Annotated in this window: 3 protein-coding genes; all 3 read right to left on the reverse strand. The window is 25.4% G+C overall.

Annotated elements, in window-relative coordinates:
- Positions 1-23: 23 nt before the first annotated feature.
- Positions 24-167: a hypothetical protein gene (locus E6A48_RS02320; RefSeq protein WP_219708366.1), complete on the reverse strand. Its 144-nt coding sequence runs from the start codon at positions 165-167 to the stop codon at positions 24-26.
- On the reverse strand, positions 164-1,054 hold the full coding sequence (locus E6A48_RS02325; RefSeq protein ID WP_219708367.1) for a phage capsid protein: 891 nt from the start codon (positions 1,052-1,054) through the stop codon (positions 164-166). Before E6A48_RS02325 ends, E6A48_RS02320 begins: the two co-directional genes overlap by 4 nt.
- Before the next feature lie 220 nt (positions 1,055-1,274).
- Positions 1,275-1,901 (reverse strand): ImmA/IrrE family metallo-endopeptidase, encoded by a 627-nt coding sequence (locus E6A48_RS02330; protein WP_219708368.1) that lies wholly within the window; start codon positions 1,899-1,901, stop codon positions 1,275-1,277.
- Between the last annotated feature and the right edge of the window lie 57 nt (positions 1,902-1,958).

Here is a 1,958-nt window from a genome sequence, read left to right on the forward strand (position 1 = left end):
CAAAAAGTGCAAGTTCTTTAGCTTTATATATTTGGAATATGTATAAAATCTAAGGTAATACCTATTTTTGAGCTTGAAATGCAGCCTTTTTGATTTTTTGCTACAGGTAGTATGTACTCTCTTCTGTCATAAAAAGAAGTGGTGGCGTGGCAGCTAGACCATTTCATTTAAACATCCTTGAAATCTCTTCATACTTGTTTTTGCCCATAGCTGATAAACTAACTCTCTCATAACCTCCTACTCCTATAGGAACTAAATCATCTCTCACTATAGACATTATTTCTTCTTTGCTCAAACCAGCCTTAAAAAGTTTTTTAGCCTTCACATAAGTATCACTCTCAGACTTTGAAGAGCATCTTACTGCATTTTGACTTTCTGCATATTCATTACACCAATCACCATAAGTGATAGCAGATAAATTTGATTTTGATAAACTCTTTTCTGAAATCTTAAACTTCTCTAAAAGTAAATCTATTATCATATTTTGAAATACTTCATCATTTCTAAATATATTTAAAAACTCTTCTTTTGCTTTTTCTTTTGTTGACTCATCATTAAGTTTATTTAAAATGTTTTTAATGTTATTTATATACTCTTCATTAACTTCAATAACTCCGCTTGCACATAATAAATCAACACTCTTACTTGCAGGATATTCAACAGCAGCAATGGCCTTAATCTCACAATTCTCCCAATAAATAAACTCATCATCCTCTTTAACTTTTTTTCCAACCATCTCTATAGAAGGATAAAATGATTTTTTCTCAGTAATGCTTTCATCGAACCATTCTATAGTGGCGTATATTCCAACAGCTTCATTATCTTTTTCTAACTTCAATACCTTACCAATAGCAGCTCTCTCTTCCTCCTCTTTATGACCCATATAAACAAACACTTCTACATTCTTCTTTTCAAATGAAGATATAATCTCTTCTACATTCTTTTCAGTAATCTTATTAGTTTTAGTTTCTGAGAAAGTATTTTTGGAAACAGCTATATATTGTTTAAAACTATCTCCAAGAATTTTATATTTTTTTACTTTGTTTTCTTGCATATAGAATTCTCCTTTTTTATAGTTTTATAATTTTGTAGTTTTGATAATTATTATAGTTTTTATAATTTTTGACTCAGATTTTTTAATACAAAAAATAAAAAAGAGATTAAGCAAAAAACCTAATCTCTTTGATAATGTTTATAAAATATATAAGTAGTTATAATTTAAAATAAAAAGGCTTAGTAATTAATACCAAGCCTTTTAATTTTTTATTCTAAAATTAATTTCCATATTTTTTAATTATAGATTCTCTCAAGTTCTTAAATTCAGAAACTCCATTTACAATAAAATCTTTTAATTTATTGTCTTTATAAAAATTTGACTTATCATATAATATATAACACATAATTATATCCATCAATTCTTCCTCATCTACAATATCCCAATTTATACCTACATTTTTTTCTTTTAATATTCTTTCAACTATAATATGAGCTAATTCATGTGCTACAACGCATCTTTTTTCAGGAATTGTCATATTTTTATTTATAATTATTATATCTACATAAGGTTCTTCATCCGGAGATAAAAAACCATAACTGCTAATCTCCTTTTCTTTTATAAAAATTTTATATAAAGCTATATTTAATATTCTAGAATCTCTATTATTTATTATATCACCTTGATTTTCTTTTTCTTTTAAATATTCTTTAAAACCAGATTGTCTATTTTGTAATATAATATTTTCAATAGCACTTTTCCAATGTGATAATAATGATTTTTCTATATATTTTAAAATCAGATTATCTATAATATTAGATTCTAAATCATCTAATAATTTTTTATGTTTGCCAATTTTAGTATACCCACATCTATCAGCTATTTCTTGCAAATTTAATTTAGACATATAAAATTAAAATCCTCTGTACATTCTAACATCTTCATCTAAGAACATTACTAAGAT

The sequence above is a fragment of the Brachyspira pilosicoli genome (assembly GCF_019402445.1).
Lineage (GTDB): Bacteria > Spirochaetota > Brachyspiria > Brachyspirales > Brachyspiraceae > Brachyspira > Brachyspira pilosicoli_B.

Coding starts and splice junctions, on each gene's coding strand:
- E6A48_RS02320 (WP_219708366.1), bottom strand. CDS start 167: ATGAAATGGTCTAGCTGCCACGCCACCACTTCTTTTTATGACAGAAGA.
- E6A48_RS02325 (WP_219708367.1), bottom strand. CDS start 1,054: ATGCAAGAAAACAAAGTAAAAAAATATAAAATTCTTGGAGATAGTTTT.
- E6A48_RS02330 (WP_219708368.1), bottom strand. CDS start 1,901: ATGTCTAAATTAAATTTGCAAGAAATAGCTGATAGATGTGGGTATACT.